An 18,594-nucleotide genomic window follows, 5' to 3' on the forward strand; every position below is an offset into this window, starting at 1 on the left:
GTCCTTTAGGTGAGTTGGTCGGCAATGTGTTGCGGCACGGCGATGGGGATTTCCAGCAGTTGCTGAGCGAAGGCTTTGCCTTGCGGGTCGCTGCGCAGGCTGGCGATACCGCCGCCGCCCAGGGCGTTTTCCAGCAGGAAATTCAGGCTGTGGCTGCCGGGCAAGTACCAGCGCTCGACGCGGCCATGGATCGGGTCGAGCACGTGGTCCATCCAGTCGACGATCACCTCCCGGGTCAGCGTTTCGGCGATCCATGGCAGGTAGTCAGGGTGGCGGGCGATCACGCCGATATTGCTGTGGTTGCCCTTGTCTCCGGAGCGCGCCACGGCGAGTTTCACCAGGGGCACACTGGCATCGGCGCGGCCCTGTGGTTTGGGCGGTTCGATGGGGGCAGCGGGTGTGCGTATGGGGAGCGCGGCAGGCAGCTCGACGGCGTGGCGTTGGCCTTGATAATCGATGCTCACTGCACAGGCCGCCTTGTCGATCAGGAATGAAAACAGCCGAATCAACGGGTAGACCGCAGGCCGCCCGCCGACGATGCCGGTGAGCCCGGGCGCCATGCCGGTGGCTGCTTGCGCGATCTCGCGGGCGAACAGTACCAGGGCCTGTTTGCTCGGGTGCCGCACGGCCAGTTTCATCACCACTTCGCGGCAATCCTCACGCCGGGCATGGGCGCCGTAGGTGGCTTCGCTGCCCAGCAGTTCGACATTGACGTCGGTGTAGGGCGCCCAACCGCGCTGGTCGAACAGCTGCGCGGTCTTGTTGATGAGCGCCTGGCTGACCCGTTCGGCCTTGGCCACCGCATCGATCCCGGCGAGCAGGCAACTGGCGGTGCAGCGGAAGCCATCAGGGTAGGTGGCGCTGACTTTGTACTGGTCGGTGGGGGGCAGCCCCTTGGCGCCGTGCACCCGCACACAATGCTTGCCTTGCTGCTGCAATTTGACCTGGCTGAAATCGCAGATCACATCCGGCAGCAGGTAGGCGCGCGGATCACCGATTTCATACAGCAACTGCTCGGCGACGCTGAGTTCACTGATCAGGCCGCCGCTGTCTGCGACTTTGTTGACAGTAAACTGGCCGTCGGCGCTGACTTCGACGATGGGGAAGCCGATGTGCTCGTAGTCCGGTACGTCGCGCCAATCGGTGAAGTTGCCGCCGGTGCACTGGGCACCGCATTCGATGATATGCCCGGCCAGGGCGGCCTGGGCCAGGTGATCGTAGTCTTGCCATGACCAGTTGAATTCATGCACCAGCGCTGCGCTGACCACCGCGCTGTCGACCACCCGGCCGGTGATGACGATGTCGGCGCCGAGCCCCAGGGCCTGGGCAATGCCCGGCGCGCCGAGGTAGGCATTGGCGGACACGCACATGGGGGGCAGCGGGGCGCCGTTGAACATGTCGGTGATGTTGGGCAGGTGTTTGAGTTGGGGTTGCAGATCATCGCCGAGCAATACCGCGATTTTCAGGGCGATGCCGGCCTGGTCGCAGGCCGTTTGCAGGGCGGCGGCGCAGGCCTGAGGGTTGATGCCGCCGGCATTGCTGATTACGCGGATGCCCTGGCGCTGGATATCCGCCAGCAAGGGCGTGAGGACCTCGACAAAGTCCGTGGCGTAACCGGCCTTGGGGTCTTTCATGCGTGCGCCGGCAAGGATCGACATGGTGACTTCCGCCAGGTAGTCGAACACCAGGTAATCCAGAGCGCCGCCGTGCACCAACTGAGCGGCCGCCGTGCAGGTATCGCCCCAAAAGGCGCTGGCGCAGCCGATACGAACCGTCTTGCTCATGAGAAATCCTTCCTCCAGGGGCTGGCGTCGAGACTACCAAGCAAGCGCTTGGTTTGTAAACTATGCGCACAAGTTTTACCCAAGCGCTTGCTTGGGTGACGGCCACGGCCTAAATTGCCGCCCAAGACGTCAGCACAAGTAAAGGAGAGCAGCATGGATGAGCACAAAGCCCTGGGGGTGATGCGCGCCATGGTCGACGGTGGCCGATTGACCGACCCTGAGAGCGCCCGCGGCAAATTGCTGCAAACTGCGGCTCACCTGTTTCGCAACAAGGGTTTTGAGCGCACCACCGTGCGCGACCTCGCCAGCGCTGTGGGCATCCAGTCGGGCAGCATCTTTCATCACTTCAAAAGCAAGGACGAGATCCTGCGGGCGGTGATGGAAGAAACCATTCACTACAACACCGCGATGATGCGCGCTGCCCTGGAGGAGGCGAGCACGGTGCGCGAGCGTGTGCTGGCGCTGATTCGCTGCGAGTTGCAGTCGATCATGGGGGGCAGTGGTGAGGCCATGGCGGTGCTGGTCTACGAATGGCGCTCGCTGTCGGCCGAAGGTCAGGCTCAGGTGCTGGCCTTGCGCGACGTTTATGAAGATATCTGGTTGCAGGTATTGGGTGAGGCCAAGGCCGCCGGCTATATCCGCGGTGATGTGTTTATCACTCGGCGTTTCCTGACGGGCGCGTTGTCCTGGACCACCACCTGGTTCCGTACCCAGGGCAGCCTGACCCTTGAAGAATTGGCCGAAGAGGCGCTGCTGATGGTGTTAAAGGCTGACTGAGGCGCGCGCTATTAATTTGAGGGCGAACGTTGTCTCCCCCGTTAAAAACGCCTAGCTTAGCGCCATCAATCTATTCAACGGTGTGTGCCTCAATGTTTTTGCCATGGCGGCTGGCTGCAGGACTGACTCTTTGGGCACTGGGCACCGCCGTGTGGACGCAGGCGCAGGCTGCGCAGTTGGTGAGGGTCGGCGCGGCGCATTTTCCGCCCTACACCGTTAGGCCTGAGCAGGGAGCCGACACCGGTCTGCTGCCGCAATTGATCGAGGCCCTGAACGCTGCGCAAACCGACTACCAGTTTGTATTGGTGCCCACGTCTATCCCACGGCGTTTCCGCGATTTCGAGCAAGGCCGGGTCGACATGGCTATTTTCGAAAATCCGTCCTGGGGCTGGCGGGAGATTGCCCATACCAGCGTCGACATGGGCCTGGAAGATGCAGAAATCTTCGTCGCCCAACGTCAGCCCGGGCGCGACGAAAGCTATTTTTCCGACCTTGCCGGCAAGCGTCTGGCAGTCTTCAGCGGCTATCACTACGCCTTCGCGGGCTTCAACCCCGACCCCAAGAACATGGCCCAGCACTTCAATGCCACCTTGACCTATTCCCATGACAGCAACCTGCTGATGGTTGCGCGTGGGCGGGCCGATATTGCCCTGGTGACGCGTTCGTACTTGAGTGATTTTATGGTGCGCAACGCGGACATGGCCGGGCAATTTCTGGTGTCCGAGCGCGTCGACCAGGTGTATCACCATTACGCGTTGCTGCGGCCCAGGGCGCCGATCACGGCAGAGGCGTTTGCCGCATTGCTCAAGGGATTGAGGGACAATGGGCAGATGCTGAAGATTTTCGAGCCGTATCGCATTGATCTGACGCCGGTGCCCTGAGGGGGATTTGCACAAGTTTTTGATGGGCCGCGGGACCTTGCTCCCGATGGCGGGCTCAGGGCCGGCCAGGATGCTGGACTTTGATCGAGTGCATATCCGTTATTTGGGTCACGGCTGATATTGGTTCCGCTTTTACAGCGGGTCACTTTTGGAAAAGAGCCCCAAAAGTAACCAAAAGGGCTCTTGCCCCACCACTCGGCACCTCGCTTAGGCTCGGTGTGCCCGTAATCCGCCATGGATTTGGGGGGCCGCCGCCACGCGCCATCCATGGCGCGGGGCGGCTAAACCGGCATCCTTGCCGGTTTACCCCCCAAATCCATGGCGGATTACGGCCAGCGTGGTTTGACGGGGCGCCTAAGATCAAGATCAAAAGCAGATCAAGAGCAAGAGCGGCTCGCTTCGCATCGTGGTTACCGATACCCGCGCCGCTCTTTCCACACTATATGTTTATGCCGCGTTCAAACCCTGCGCGCAAACGTATCGCTATGGCTGCCCGACACTTTGCGGCAATGCACGAGTGCATCGCGAATCATGAAGTTCACCAGCGTCGGCGAAACCCCCAATTCCTTGGCAATGTCTTTCTGCGGCACGCCATGCAGGCGATACATCTCGAACGCATAGCGGGTGCGCTGGGGCAGTTCTGTCAGGGCGTCGGCGATGTTTTCCAGGGTGTTGAAGTTGATGTGGGAGGTTTCCGGTGAAGCGCCGTGAATAACCACATTCAAGCCTTCCTCTTCTGTGCCCGAGTATTTGAGCTCCAGCGCTTGCTTGCGGTAGTGATCGATCGCCAGGTTGCGCACGATCTGGAACAGGTAGCTCAGCTGGGCCTTGAACGATGAAGTGATCGTCGGTGCCGACTGCAAACGGAAGTAGGCGTCCTGCACTACGTCTTCGGCACGGGAGCGGCACCCAGTAATGCGTGCGGCGATCTTCACCAGTATCAGTCGATTGTCTACGAATGCCTGGAGAAGGGGTGAATCGCACCTGCCTGTGGATACTTGTTCCGTCATGGAAATCACCTTGCTGCTAATAGGTTTGGGGAGGGCATCCTTGCTGAGGCCTCCTACACATCGGGCAACAAATTATGCTGAATGATAATGATTGTCAAATGAGAAGGCGAACTAATCTTATGCCTTTGTGGAAGGTGTGAACCACGTCTCGCTCGCCGGCTGCGACTAATTATTTGCCGGGGCCGTCCGTTCTTCTGGGTGACAGGCTTGTTAACAAACGGCCAAGGATCAGCACCCGCAGGAGGACCAGATGGGTTTTTATCGTGCATTGGGCATGTGTCAGTTTGGAGCGCTTGCGTGATGAATACGCCCACCCGGCTGCGTCTGTTTTGCCTGCCCCACTCAGGCGCCAGCGCCTCGGTCTATGCACGCTGGCGCCGCGTTCTGCCGGATTGGTTGCAGGTATGCCCGCTGGAATTACCCGGGCGCGGCAGGCGCATGGACGAGCCGTTGCAGCGCAATATCAAGGCACTGGCGGCGCAACTGGCGGAGGAAATCAGCCGTGACCTCAACGGCCCTTATGTCTTGTTCGGTCACAGCCTGGGTGGGCTGTTGGCATTCGAGTTGGCCCATGCCTTGAGCGCGCGCAATGTGCCTGCGCCGCTGGCGTTATTCGCTTCAGGCACGGCTGGCCCGGCGCGGCGCGATGTCAGTGAATACGCCATCGAAAAGACCGATGCCCAACTCATCGCCCGCCTGCGCGAATTGCAGGGCACTGCCGAGGAAGCCCTGGCCAACCCCGAGTTGATGCAGTTGATGTTGCCGATCCTGCGCGCCGACTTCCTGCTGTGCGGCAGCTTCATCTACGGCGAGCGCGAGCCGCTTGGCCTGCCGATTCATGTGTTTGGCGGCAAGCAGGACAGCGTGCGCGCCGACCAGTTGCTCGACTGGCAACTCGACGCCGCCAGCGGTTTTTCTCTGGACATGTTCGACGGCCACCACTTCTTTCTCGTACAGCACGAAAGCGCCGTATTGCGTTGCCTGCGACGCTATGCCGACGAGCACCTGACGCGCTGGCGCATCGGCGCGGCGCGGCAACTCGCCGCCGGCTGAACCTCACCGACTTCCCGAATTTCCCGTAAGCCGATTTCAGGCAGGAACCCCCATGATGGACGCCTTCGAACTCCCCCGCACTTTGGTCCAGTCCCTTCAACGCCGCGCCGCGCAGACACCGGATCAGGTCGCGCTGCGCTTCCTTGCCGAAAGCGCCGAGCACAGCGTGGTACTCAGCTACCGCGACCTGGACCAACGCGCCCGCACCATCGCCGCCGCCTTGCAAGCCAAAGCCGGTCAGGGTGAACGGGCGGTGCTGCTGTTTCCCAGCGGCCCGGACTACGTCGCGGCGTTCTTTGGGTGCCTGTACGCCGGGGTGATCGCGGTGCCGGCTTATCCGCCGGAGTCCACGCGCCGCCATCATCAGGAGCGCCTGCTATCGATCATCAGCGATGCCGAACCGCGCCTGTTGCTGACAATCGCCAGCCTCAGCGAGGACCTTGCGCAGATTGAAAATGCGCCGCCGGTATTGAGCGTGGACACCCTGGATGCACAGCAGGCCGAGCACTGGGTGGAATCTGAGCTGCAAGCAGACGACATCGCCTTCCTGCAATACACCTCGGGCTCCACCGCCTTGCCCAAGGGCGTGCAAGTCAGTCACGGCAACCTGGTGGCCAATGAAGTGCTGATCCGCCGAGGCTTCGGCATCGACCTCAACCCCGATGACGTGATCGTCAGCTGGCTGCCGCTGTACCACGACATGGGCCTGATCGGAGGCCTGCTGCAACCGATTTTCAGCGGTGTGCCCTGTGTGTTGATGTCGCCAGCCTATTTTCTCGGCCGGCCGTTGCGTTGGCTGGAAGCGATCAGCGAATACGGTGGCACCATCAGCGGCGGCCCGGATTTCGCCTACCGTCTGTGCAGCGAGCGGGTCAGTGAGTCGGCCCTTGAACGTCTGGATTTGAGCCGCTGGCGCGTGGCCTATTCCGGTTCCGAGCCGATTCGCCTCGACACCCTGGAGCGCTTCGCAGAAAAATTCGCCGCCTGCGGTTTCACCCCGAACAACTTCTTCGCCTCCTACGGCCTGGCCGAAGCGACCCTGTTTGTTGCCGGTGGCACCCGTGGATGCGGCATTCCCGCCATGCGCGTGGACGAGCAAGCGCTGGCCGCCAACCGTGCCGAACCGGGGCAGGGCACTGCGATCATGAGTTGCGGCACCAGCCAGCCGGACCACGCCGTACTGATCGCCGACCCCCATACCCTCACCGAGCTTGCCGACAACTGCGTCGGTGAACTCTGGGCCACGGGCCCGAGCATCGCCCACGGCTACTGGCGCAACCCCGAAGCCAGCGCCAAAACCTTTGTCCAACACGCCGGCCGCACCTGGCTGCGCACCGGTGACTTGGGTTTCATCCGCAACGGCGAGGTGTACATCACCGGTCGCCTCAAAGACCTGCTGATCGTGCGCGGTCACAACCTCTACCCCCAGGATATTGAGCAAACCATCGAGCGCGAAGTGGAGGTGGTGCGCAAAGGTCGCGTCGCTGCGTTTGCCGTGAATGATCAGGGCCTGGAAGGCATTGGCATCGCTGCAGAAATCAGCCGCAGCGTACAGAAAATCCTGCCGCCAGAAGCGCTGATCAAGGCGATCCGCCAGGCCGTGGCCGAGTCCTGCCAACAAGCCCCGAGCGTGGTAGTGCTGCTTAACCCCGGTGCGCTGCCGAAGACGTCCAGCGGCAAGGTACAGCGTGCAGCCTGCGCACTTCGCCATGCCGATGGCAGCCTCGACAGCTACGCGCAGTTCCCGGGAGTACAGGAGGCAGCGAGCGGGGCGGCGCTGGCGTGCGAGGTGCAACAACAAATCGCGGCGATCTGGTGCGAGCAACTGCAACTGCCCAACGTGGCCGCCGACGATCATTTCTTCCTGCTCGGCGGTAACTCCATCAGCGCCACCCAAGTGGTCGCCCGCCTGCGCGAAACCCTGGGCCTGGAACTGAACCTGCGCCTGCTGTTCGAAGCGCCGACACTCTCGGCCTTTGCGGCGGGCGTGGCGCAATTGCAGCAGGACGGTGGTGTTGCCCAGGGTGCAATCCAGGCGTTGTCGCGCCAGGAAGACCTGCCTCAGTCGCTGGCACAGAACCGCCTCTGGATCACCTGGCAACTGGACCCATACAGCAGCGCCTACACCATCCCCGGCGCTTTACACCTGCGCGGCGAGCTGGATGAAGAGGCCTTGCGCGCAAGCTTCCAGCAATTGATCCAGCGCCACGAAGCCCTGCGCACACGCTTTTACGAGCGCGAGGGCCAGGGCTTTCAGCGTGTCGAGCCGCAGGTGGATTTTGCACTGCACGTCATCGACCTCAGCGACTTGCCTCACGCCGAGCGCGAAGTGCGTGCGCAGCAGATTCGCGAAGATCAAGCGCATACCCAATTCGATCTGGAGAAAGGCCCGCTGCTGCGGGTCACCCTGGTGCGTCTGGACGATGAAGATCACCAGCTGCTGGTGACGTTGCACCACATCATCGCCGATGGTTGGTCGCTGAATATCCTGATCGACGAGTTCTCGCGCCTGTACGCCGCTGCCGTTCAGGGCCAGCCGCTTGAGCTGCCGCCGCTGGCCCTGCAATACGCCGACTACGGCAGCTGGCAGCGCCAATGGCTGGCCGAAGGCGAAGGCTCGCGTCAGCTGGCGTACTGGAAGGCGCAGTTGGGTGAGGAGCATCCGGCCCTCAATCTGGCCAGCGATCATCCGCGTTCCGCCCAGCATCGGCACAGTGCCTCGCGCCACAGCCTGCGTCTGGATACACGCCTCAGCGCCGCGATTCGCCAAACCGCCCAGGCCCATGAATCGACCCCGTTCATGCTGTTGCTGGCGGCGTTCCAGACTTTGCTCTATCGCTACAGTGGTCAGCGTGATATCCGCATCGGCGTGCCCACTGCCAACCGCCCGCGCCAGGAAACCCAGGGCCTGATCGGGTTCTTTATCAACACCCTGGTGCTGCGTGCCGAGCTGGACGGGCGACTGCCGTTCGACCAGTTGCTGGCAGCCACTCGCCACAGTGCGTTGGGGGCCCAGGCCCATCAGGACTTGCCTTTCGAACAACTGCTGGAAGCCTTCCCACAGGCCCGTGAACAAGGCCTGTTCCAGGTGATGTTCAACCATCAGCAACGTGACCTGAGTGCCTTGCGCCGCTTGCCGGGCCTGCTCGCCGATGAACTGCCATGGCATAGCCGCCAAGCCAAGTTCGACCTGCAACTGCATAGCGAAGAAGACCGCAACGGGCGCTTGAGCCTGTCGTTCGACTACGCCGATGAGCTGTTCGACAGCGCGACTATTCAGCGTCTGGCCGAGCACTACGTCAGCGTGTTGCAAGCGGTCTGCCAGCAACCGCAACAGGCCATCGGTGACCTGCCGTTGATGCCGCCCGGCCAGCAACAACCCTGGGGCGAAGCGCCCTGCGAGCCGGCCCGGCAATGGTTGCCCGAGCTGCTCAGCCAACAGACGTCGGACGCCACCGCCCTGGTCTGGCAGCACGGCAGCCTGACCTTCGCCCAACTGCATACCCAGGCCAATCGCCTGGCCCATTACCTGCGCGACAAAGGCGTCGGCCCGGACGTGTGCGTGGCCATCGCCGCCGAGCGATCGCCGCAACTGCTGATCGGCCTGTTGGCGATCATCAAGGCCGGTGGCGCTTACGTGCCGCTTGACCCGGATTATCCCGCCGAGCGCCTGGCCTACATGCTCAAGGACAGTGGCGTGCACCTGCTGCTGACTCAAACCGCGTTGCTGGAGCAGTTGCCGACGGCCGAAGGCGTGTGCGTGATTGCCATGGACAGTCTGCACCTGGACAGCTGGCCGACCCAGGCGCCAGGCCTGCACCTGCACGGCGATAACCTCGCTTATGTGATCTACACCTCCGGCTCCACCGGCCAACCCAAGGGCGTGGGCAACACCCATGGCGCGCTGGCCGAGCGTTTGCAGTGGATGCAGGCCACCTATCAATTGAATCAAACCGATGTGCTGCTGCAAAAGGCGCCGATCAGTTTCGACGTGTCGGTGTGGGAGTGTTTCTGGCCGCTGATCACCGGTTGCCGCCTGGTGCTCGCGGGGCCGGGTGAACATCGCGACCCGCATCGCATCGCGCGGTTGGTGCAGGAGCATGGGGTGACCACGCTGCACTTCGTGCCGCCGTTGTTACAGCTGTTTATCGACGAACCGCTGGCAGCCGAGTGCACCAGCCTGCGTCGTGTCTTCTCCGGCGGCGAAGCCTTGCCCGCCGAGTTGCGCAACCGCGTGTTGGCGCAGTTGCCGGCGGTGCAATTGCACAACCGTTATGGCCCGACCGAAACTGCGATCAACGTCACCCATTGGCACTGCACCGCCGCCGATGGCGAGCGCTCGCCGATTGGTCGGCCATTGGGCAATGTGATCTGTCGCGTGCTCGACGAGCAGCTCAACCCGCTGCCGGCCGGTGTGCCGGGCGAGTTGTGCATCGGCGGCATCGGCCTGGCGCGTGGTTACCTTGGCCGTGCCGGGCTGACGGCCGAGCGCTTTGTTGCCGACCCGTTGGGCGAGGCGGGCGCACGCCTGTACCGCACCGGTGACCGGGTGCGCTGGAGCGCCGACGGTGTGCTCGAATACCTCGGGCGCCTGGATCAGCAGGTCAAGCTGCGTGGGTTCCGTGTGGAGCCGGAAGAAATCGAAGCGCGCCTGCTGGCCATCAAGGGCGTCGCCCAAGCCGTGGTGCTGGTGCGCGACGCGCAGTTGATCGGCTACTACACCGCCCGCACCCAACTGGATGAACAACAGGTCAAAACCGCACTGGCCGCCGAGTTGCCGGAGTACATGGTGCCCGCGCTGCTGATGCGCCTGGACGCCATGCCCCTGAGCCCCAGCGGCAAGCTCGACCGCCGCGCCTTGCCCGAGCCGGTCTGGCAAACCCGCGAACACGTTGAGCCCAGTACCCCTTTGCAGCTGCAAATCGCCGCGATCTGGCGCGAGGTCCTGGGCCTGCCGCGCATCGGCCTGCGTGATGACTTCTTCGCCTTGGGCGGGCACTCGTTGCTGGCCACGCAGATCATCTCTCGCACCCGTCAGGCGTGTGACGTCGAGCTGCCGCTGCGCACCCTGTTCGAAGCCAGTGAATTGGGCGCCTTTGCCGAACAGGTCGGGCTGATCCAGGCGGCGGGGCAACGTAACCAACAAAGCGCAATTGCCAAAGTCGATCGCAGCGCACCTGTGCCGTTGTCCTATTCCCAGCAGCGCATGTGGTTCCTCTGGCAGATGGAGCCGGACAGCCCAGCCTATAACGTCGGCGGTATGGCACGCCTGCGCGGCGTGCTGGATGTGGGGCGTTTTGAAGCGGCCCTGCAGGCCCTGATCATGCGTCATGAAACCCTGCGCACCACCTTCCCCAGCGTCGATGGCGTGGCCTGCCAAAAAGTCTCGCCACAAACCGGCCTGCGCATGGACTGGCAGGACTTCTCGGGGTTGAGCGAGGCCGAGCGCCAGCAGCGTTTGCAACAACTGGCGGATGTCGAGGCGCACACGCCATTCAACCTGGAAACCGGTCCGTTGTTACGCGCCTGCCTGGTCAAGGCCGGCGAGCAGGAACACTACCTGGTGCTGACCCTGCACCATATCGTCACCGAAGGCTGGGCCATGGACATCTTTGCCCGTGAACTCAGCGCCTTGTACGAAGCCTTTATCGACGAGCGCGACTCACCGCTGGCGCCGTTGCCGGTGCAGTACCTCGACTACAGCGTGTGGCAACGCCAGTGGCTGGAAGCCGGCGAACGTCAACGTCAGCTGGATTACTGGACCGCGCAACTGGGCACCGAACACCCGCTGCTGGAGCTGCCCGGCGATCGCCCGCGGCCTGCGGTGCAAAGCCACCAGGGCGAGCTGTATCGCTTCGATTTGAGCGATGAATTAGCGGCGCGTGTACGGGCGTTCAATGCCGAGCGCGGCCTCACGCTGTTCATGACCATGACCGCCACCCTGGCCGTGTTGCTCTACCGCTACAGCGGCCAGACCGACCTGCGCATCGGCGCGCCGGTCGCCAACCGCATTCGCCCGGAAAGCGAAGGGCTGATTGGCGCGTTCCTCAACACCCAGGTGCTGCGCTGCCAGCTCGATGGGCAGATGAGTGTCGCCCAGCTGTTCGAGCAAGTCCGCCATACGGTGATCGAGGGCCAGTCTCACCAGGACCTGCCGTTCGATCATCTGGTGGAAGCCCTGCAACCTGCGCGAAGCGCCGCGTACAACCCGCTGTTCCAAGTGATGTGCAACGTGCAGCGCTGGGAATTCCAGCAGAGCCGCCAATTGGCGGGCATGACCGTCGAATACCTGGCCAACGATGCACGGGCGACCAAGTTCGACCTCAACCTGGAAGTCACCGACCTCGACCATCGCCTGGGTTGCTGCCTGACCTACAGCACCGATCTGTTCGATGAACCGCGCATTGCGCGCATGGCCGAGCATTGGCGCAACCTGTTGCAAGCCTTGATCGCCAACCCGCAGCAGCGCCTCAGTGAATTACCGTTGCTGAGCGCAGATGAACAGCGCGCATTGCAGGACAGCCTCGGGGTTGAGAAGGGCGAGCATCGCCTCGATCAGTGCATCCATCAGCTGTTCAGCCAGCAGGCCAGCCAGCGTGCCGATGCCCCAGCGCTGACCTTTGCCGGTGTGACGCTCACCTATGCTGAACTGGACGCGCGCGCCAACCGCCTGGCCTGGATGCTGCGCGAGCGCGGGGTGGGCCCGCAGGTACGTGTCGGCCTGGCACTGCCGCGTTCGCTGGAAATGGTCATCGGCCTGCTGGCGATCCTCAAGGCCGGTGGCGCCTACGTGCCGCTGGACCCGGAATACCCGCTGGACCGCCTGCACTACATGATCGAGGACAGCGACATCGGTCTGCTGCTCAGCGATGCGGCAATGTTCGAAGCCCTCGGTGAATTGCCGGCGACCGTGGCGTGCTGGTGCCTGGAGGATGACCTGCCGGTGCTGGAGAATTACCCTGCCGATGCGCTGCCGTTTGCCAGTCTGGCGCAACACCAGGCGTACCTGATCTACACCTCCGGCTCCACCGGCAAGCCCAAAGGCGTGGTGGTGTCCCACGGTGAAATTGCCATGCATTGCCAGGCGGTGATCGAGCGGTTCGGTATGCGCGCCGATGACTGCGAGTTGCACTTTTATTCGATCAACTTCGACGCCGCCACCGAGCGTTTGCTGGTACCGCTGCTTAGCGGTGCCCAGGTGGTATTGCGCGCCCAGGGCCAGTGGGATGCCGAAGAAATCTGTGAGCTGATTCGTACCCATCGCGTCAATGTTCTGGGCTTTACCCCCAGCTATGGCAGCCAGCTCGCGCAGTGGCTGGCGACCCGGCAGCAGACCTTGCCGGTGCGCATGTGCATCACCGGTGGCGAAGCCTTGACCGGCGAACACCTGCAACGCATTCGTGCGGCGTTCACCCCCGAAGTGTTCTTCAACGCTTACGGCCCCACCGAGACCGTGGTGATGCCGCTGGCCAGCCTGGCGCCGCAGCAGTTGGAGGAGGGCGCCGGCAGCGTGCCGATTGGCAGCATCATCGGTGCGCGCGTGGCGTATATTCTCGACGCCGACCTCGCGCTGGTGCCCCAGGGTGCAAGCGGTGAGTTGTATATCGGCGGTGCCGGTCTGGCTCAGGGTTATCACCGCCGGCCAGGGATGACGGCGGAGCGGTTTGTCGCCGACCCGTTTGCCGCCAATGGCGGGCGCCTGTACCGCACTGGCGATCTGGTGCGCCAACGCGCCGATGGCCTGGTGGAATACCTGGGGCGTATCGACCATCAGGTGAAGATTCGCGGTTTCCGAATCGAGTTGGGCGAGATTGAAACGCGCTTGCTCGAACATGCCGCCGTGCGCGAAGCGGTAGTGCTGGCCCTGGATGCACCGAGCGGCAAGCAGCTGGTGGCGTACCTGGTCAGCGATGCCGAGCCTGGTGCCTTGCGCGAGGCGCTGAAGGCGCACCTCAAGGCGCAACTGCCGGACTACATGGTGCCTGCGCATCTGATTGTGCTGGACAGTATGCCGCTGACCGCCAACGGCAAACTCGACCGCCGCGCCTTGCCCGAGCCGGATCCGCACGCCAATCGCCAACAGTACGTGGCGCCACGCAACGCGCTTGAACACAGCCTGGCCGCCATCTGGTGCGCGGTGTTGAATGTGCAGCAAGTGGGCCTCGACGATAACTTCTTTGAACTGGGCGGTGACTCGATCCTGTCGATCCAGGTGGTCAGTCGTGCGCGCCAGGCCGGGATCCATTTCAGCCCCCGTGACCTGTTCCAGCACCAGACCGTGCAAACCCTGGCCGCCGTCGCCACCCGCTCACAGCAAGTCACCGCCGAGCAGGGTGTATTGACCGGCAGCTCGGGGCTTACGCCGATCCAGCATTGGTTCTTCGACACCGATATTGCGGCGCGCCAGCACTGGAACCAGGCGTTGGTACTCAAGCCATTGCAATTGCTCGACCCCCATCGCCTGGAGCAGGCGTTGCTGGCGGTGCTGGAACATCACGACGCGCTGCGCCTGAGCTTCACCCGGCGCGATGCACAGTGGCATGCCGAACACCTGGCCGTACCGCAAGGCGGTGTGCTGATGCAAGCGCAGGTACGCGACATGGAGCACTGCACCGCGCTGTTCACCGACACCCAGCGTAGCCTCGACCTTGAGCACGGGCCGCTGTTGCGTGCGTTGCTGGTGGACGGGCCGCAAGGCCAACAGCGCTTGCTGATCGCGATCCATCACCTGGTGGTCGATGGCGTGTCGTGGCGCGTAGTGCTGGAGGATTTGCAAAACGTTTATCGCCAACTCAGTGACGGCCAGTCTGTCAGCCTGCCGGCCAAGACCAGCGCGTTGCGCGATTGGGCTGCACGTTTGCAGGCGTACGCCGGCAGTGAATCCCTGCGCGAAGAGTTAAGCCTGTGGCAGGACCAGTTGGCCGGCCCGGTAGTGCCACTGCCGGTGGCGCGTGCGCAGGGCAGCCTGCGCAATCGTGATGCCGAGACGGTCAGCGTGCGCCTGGAGGCAGAGGCCACCCGCCAACTGTTGCAGCAAGCGCCGAGCGCCTATCGCACCCAGGTCAACGACCTGCTGCTGACGGCCCTGGCCCGCGTGCTGTGCCGCTGGAGCGGCCACGACTCGGCGTTGATTCAACTGGAAGGCCACGGCCGCGAAACGCTGTTCGATGAGATCGACCTGACGCGCAGTGTCGGTTGGTTCACCAGTGCCTACCCGTTGCGTCTGACCCCGCTGGCCGAGCAGGGCGCCTCGATCAAGGCGATCAAGGAGCAACTGCGCGGCGTACCGCACAAGGGCCTGGGTTACGGCGTGCTGCGCTACCTGGCGGACGACCTGTGCAAACGCAGCATGGCGGCATTGCCAGGTGCCGACATCACCTTCAACTACCTCGGTCAGTTCGACCAGAGCTTTGGCGCCCAGGCGCTGTTCCACCCGCTGGATGAGTCCGCCGGCCTGGCCCACGATCCGGATGCACCGCTGCCCAACGAACTGAGTGTCGACAGCCAGGTGTACGGCGGTGAACTGGTACTGCGCTGGACCTTCAGCCGTGAGCGCCACGATGCGCACACCATCGGCAACCTGGCCGACGCCTACCTGGCCGAACTGCGCAGCCTGATTGCCCATTGCCTGCGGGAGGATGCCGGTGGCCTCACGCCGTCCGATTTCCCTCTGGCGCACCTGACCCAGACGCAGCTGGATGCCTTGCCGGTTCCAGCGAGTGCCATCGAAGACGTCTACCCGCTGACCCCGATGCAAGAGGGCCTGCTGCTGCATACCTTGCTGGAACCGGGCACCGGCCTGTATTACATGCAGGACCGTTACCGCATCAACAGCGCTCTGGACCCCGAGCGTTTCGCCCATGCCTGGCAAGCGGTGATCGCCCGCCACGAAGCCCTGCGCGCCTCGTTCTGCTGGAACGTCGGCGAAGACATGCTGCAGGTGATCCACAAGCCCGGCAGCACGCCGATTGAATACCTGGACTGGAGCGCCGACCCCGAGACCGAGCAGGAACCGCGCCTGCAAGCCTTGCTCAAGGCCGAGCGCGAAGCCGGTTTCGATCTGCTCAACCAGGCCCCGTTCCACTTGCGCCTGATCCGCGTGGGTGAGGCACGCTACTGGTTCATGATGAGCAACCACCACATCCTGATCGATGCCTGGTGCCGTTCGCTGCTGATGAATGATTTCTTCGATATCTACATGGCTCTGGGCGAAGGCCGCGACGCGCAATTGGCGACGCCGCCGCGCTACCGCGACTACATTGCCTGGCTGCAACGCCAGGATCTCAATGAAGCGCGTCAGTGGTGGCAGCAAAACCTGCAAGGCTTCGAACGCGCCACGCCGATCCCCAGCGACCGCCCCTTCCTGCGTGAACACGCCGGTGGCAGTGGCGGCATGGTGGTGGGCGACTGCTACACCCGCCTGGATGCCCGCGACGGTGCGCAACTGCGCGAACTGGCCCAGGCGCATCAACTCACCGTCAACACCTTCGCCCAGGCAGCATGGGCACTGGTGCTGCGGCGCTTGAGTGGCGATCGCGATGTGCTGTTCGGTGTCACCGTGGCCGGGCGCCCGGTGGAAATGCCCGAGATGCAACGCACCGTCGGGCTGTTTATCAACAGTATCGCGCTGCGGGTGAAACTGCCCGAGGATGATCAGCCTTGCAGCGTGCGCCAGTGGTTGAGCGCTTTGCTCGACAGCAATATGCAGTTGCGCGAGTACGAATACCTGCCGCTGGTGACGATTCAGGAACACAGCGAATTGCCCAAGGGCCAGCCGCTGTTCGACAGCCTGTTCGTGTTCGAAAACGCCCCGGTGGAAACCTCGGTGCTGGACCGTGCGCAAAGCCTGAATGCCACCTCGGATTCCGGGCGCACCCACACCAACTTCCCGCTGACGGCCGTGTGTTATCCGGGGGATGACCTCGGTTTGCACCTGTCCTACGACCAGCGTTACTTCGACGAAAACACCGTGCAAGTTATGCTCGCCGAGTTCAAGCGCCTGTTGCTGGCGCTGGTGCAGGGTTTCCATGGCGACATGGCCGAGCTGCCGCTGATTGGCGAGCAGGAGCGTGAATTCCTCGTGGACGGCTGTAACCAGAGCGCACATGCCTACCCGTTGGAGCGCAGCTACATCGAGTTGTTCGAGGAGCAGGTCGCGCAGCATCCGCAGCGTATCGCCGCCAGTTGTCTTGACCAGCAATGGAGCTATGAGGATCTGAATCGCCGCAGCAATGGTCTGGGCCACGCGCTGATTGCGGCGGGTGTCGGCCTGGACCAACCGGTGGCGTTGTTGGCTGAACGTGGGCTGGATTTGCTCGGTATGATCATCGGCAGCTTCAAGGCCGGCGCCGGCTACCTGCCGCTGGACCCGGGCCTGCCGGGCCAGCGCCTGAGCCGCATCATCGACCTGAGCCGCACGCCGTTGCTGGTGTGCACCGAGGCGTGTCGCGAGCAGGCTATCGCGTTGCTCGAAGGCGTCGATTGCCAGTTGCTGGTGTGGGAAGACATTCCCGCTCGTGGCGAAAACCCAGGTGTCTACAGTGGCCCGGACAACCTCGCCTACGTGATCTACACCTCGGGTTCCACCGGTTTGCCCAAGGGTGTGATGGTCGAACAGCGCGGGATGCTCAACAACCAGTTGAGCAAGGTGCCGTACCTGCACCTGACTGACGCCGATGTGATCGCCCAGACCGCTTCGCAAAGCTTTGATATTTCCGTCTGGCAGTTCCTCGCCGCACCGCTTTTTGGTGCGCGGGTGGACATCGTGCCGCCTGCCATTGCCCACGATCCGCAAGGGTTGCTGGCGCACGTTCAAGCACAGGGCATCACGGTGCTGGAGAGTGTGCCGTCGCTGATCCAGGGCATGTTGGCTCAGGAGCGTATCAGCCTCGACGGCTTGCGCTGGATGTTGCCGACCGGGGAGGCCATGCCGCCGGAGCTGGCGCACCAGTGGTTGCTGCGCTATCCGCAGATCGGTCTGGTTAACGCGTATGGCCCGGCGGAATGTTCGGATGATGTGGCGTTCTTCCGCGTCGACCTGGCCTCGACACGTGGTACTTACCTGCCAATTGGTACGCCGACCGACAATAACCGTTTGTACCTGCTCGACGGTGCGCTCGACCTGGTGCCCCAGGGTGCGGTCGGTGAACTGTGCGTCGCTGGCACCGGTGTGGGCCGCGGTTATGTCAGCGATCCGCTGCGCACCGCCCAGGTATTCGTGCCCAACCCATTTGGCGCACCTGGCGAGCGGCTTTACCGTACCGGCGACCTGGCGCGGCGGCGCAGCGATGTTGTGCTGGAGTATGTCGGGCGTATCGACCACCAAGTGAAAATTCGCGGCTACCGCATCGAGCTGGGTGAAATCGAAGCGCGCCTGCACGAACAACCGCAGCTGCGTGATGCGGCGGTTGGCGTGCAGGAGGGCGTCAATGGCAAGCATCTGGTCGGCTACCTGGTGGCGGCTGATGCAACGCTGAACCCTGGCGAGCGCCTGGACCGCATCAAACAACGCCTGCGTGCCGAACTGCCCGAATACATGGTGCCACTGCACTGGTTATGGCTCGACCGCCTGCCGCTCAACGCCAACGGCAAACTCGACCGCAAGGCCCTGCCGGCCCTGGAGATCGGCCAGTTACACAGCCAGGACTTTGTGGCTCCGCGCAATGAACTGGAAACCACCCTTGCCGGAATTTGGGCCGAGGTGTTGAAGGTTGAAAGGGTTGGGGTGCAAGACAACTTCTTCGAACTGGGTGGGCATTCGCTGCTGGCTACGCAAATCGCGTCGCGGGTGCAGAAGACGTTGCAGCGCGACGTGCCGCTGCGGGCGATGTTCGAGTGCAGCACGGTAGCGGAACTGGCCGAGTATATCGACGGGTTGGCGGCCAACGAGATCAGTGCCGAGAAGGTGGATCGGTTGAGTGATTTGATGGCGGAGCTTGAGGGGCTTTAAGGCATGAATGGGGGCTGCCCGTTGGTCGGGCAGCACCGTTTTTTCCGTGAGAACTGTCAATTCTGACAGTAGGCGAGGGCGAAAAAATAGGACTCACTTAAGCGAGTGCCTTGGCCGGACTCGGCTGGTCGAGGATATCT

6 protein-coding genes are annotated in these 18,594 nt (G+C 63.1%); 4 read left to right on the forward strand and 2 right to left on the reverse strand.

The features are described from left to right. Window positions 1-5: 5 nt before the first annotated feature. Window positions 6-1,784, reverse strand: a complete 1,779-nt coding sequence (locus JFT63_RS00440; RefSeq protein ID WP_057700878.1) for an acyclic terpene utilization AtuA family protein — start codon at window positions 1,782-1,784, stop codon at window positions 6-8. A 153-nt stretch (window positions 1,785-1,937) separates the two neighbouring features. Between JFT63_RS00440 and JFT63_RS00445 the strand changes: the two genes are divergently transcribed. Next, entirely contained in the window at window positions 1,938-2,561 is a 624-nt protein-coding gene (locus JFT63_RS00445) for a TetR/AcrR family transcriptional regulator (RefSeq protein WP_057700877.1), read from the forward strand. 92 nt (window positions 2,562-2,653) lie between these two features. Then, window positions 2,654-3,442: a substrate-binding periplasmic protein gene (locus JFT63_RS00450; RefSeq protein ID WP_198843174.1), complete on the forward strand. Its 789-nt coding sequence runs from the start codon at window positions 2,654-2,656 to the stop codon at window positions 3,440-3,442. Window positions 3,443-3,900: 458 nt separating this feature from the next. Here the strand turns inward: JFT63_RS00450 and JFT63_RS00455 are convergent, their stop codons facing one another. Further along, window positions 3,901-4,452: an RNA polymerase factor sigma-70 gene (locus JFT63_RS00455; RefSeq protein WP_005789991.1), complete on the reverse strand. Its 552-nt coding sequence runs from the start codon at window positions 4,450-4,452 to the stop codon at window positions 3,901-3,903. A gap of 300 nt (window positions 4,453-4,752) precedes the next feature. On the opposite strand from JFT63_RS00455, the gene JFT63_RS00460 reads away from it, so the two are divergent. Then, window positions 4,753-5,505 carry a thioesterase II family protein gene (locus tag JFT63_RS00460; protein ID WP_198843175.1) on the forward strand — a complete coding sequence of 251 codons (753 nt, stop codon included), beginning with the start codon at window positions 4,753-4,755 and terminating at the stop codon, window positions 5,503-5,505. A 52-nt stretch (window positions 5,506-5,557) separates the two neighbouring features. Continuing rightward, complete coding sequence (locus JFT63_RS00465; protein ID WP_198843176.1) at window positions 5,558-18,454, forward strand: non-ribosomal peptide synthetase; 12,897 nt, start codon at window positions 5,558-5,560, stop codon at window positions 18,452-18,454. Window positions 18,455-18,594: the final 140 nt, after the last annotated feature.

This window comes from Pseudomonas sp. MF7453 (assembly GCF_016405455.1).
Taxonomy (GTDB): domain Bacteria; phylum Pseudomonadota; class Gammaproteobacteria; order Pseudomonadales; family Pseudomonadaceae; genus Aquipseudomonas; species Aquipseudomonas paralactis.

Excerpts from the sequence above, each read along its gene's own strand:
- JFT63_RS00465 (WP_198843176.1), top strand. The coding sequence starts at position 5,558 with ATGATGGACGCCTTCGAACTCCCCCGCACTTTGGTCCAGTCCCTTCAA.
- JFT63_RS00450 (WP_198843174.1), top strand. The coding sequence starts at position 2,654 with ATGTTTTTGCCATGGCGGCTGGCTGCAGGACTGACTCTTTGGGCACTG.
- JFT63_RS00455 (WP_005789991.1), bottom strand. The coding sequence starts at position 4,452 with ATGACGGAACAAGTATCCACAGGCAGGTGCGATTCACCCCTTCTCCAG.
- JFT63_RS00445 (WP_057700877.1), top strand. The coding sequence starts at position 1,938 with ATGGATGAGCACAAAGCCCTGGGGGTGATGCGCGCCATGGTCGACGGT.
- JFT63_RS00460 (WP_198843175.1), top strand. The coding sequence starts at position 4,753 with ATGAATACGCCCACCCGGCTGCGTCTGTTTTGCCTGCCCCACTCAGGC.
- JFT63_RS00440 (WP_057700878.1), bottom strand. The coding sequence starts at position 1,784 with ATGAGCAAGACGGTTCGTATCGGCTGCGCCAGCGCCTTTTGGGGCGAT.